The 229-nt window shown below is 62.4% G+C and carries 1 pseudogene; it reads left to right on the forward strand.

Annotation, left to right across the window (positions count from 1 at the left end):
- Positions 1-229 (forward strand): annotated as a pseudogene (locus tag KVT32_RS31930) (chromosome partitioning protein); the annotation flags it as partial.

Here is a 229-nt window from a genome sequence, read left to right on the forward strand (position 1 = left end):
GAATACAGGGACTCTCCACGCAGACGTTCATCACTACCCATTCGCCTACGGTCGCCGCGTTGGCCGATCCGACCGAGGTGCTGGTGCTGCAGAATCAGGACGGCCTCTTGAGCGTCAGCCCATTCCTGGCAGCCCCCCTCGCCGGCGACGCCCCTAACTGGAAGCGCAAGTTTTACCAGCAAAATCGCGCCGAGGTACTGTCGGCGATGATGCACCCCGCCCTCCTGAT

The organism is Achromobacter sp. GbtcB20 (assembly GCF_019091095.1).
Lineage (GTDB): Bacteria > Pseudomonadota > Gammaproteobacteria > Burkholderiales > Burkholderiaceae_B > Achromobacter > Achromobacter mucicolens.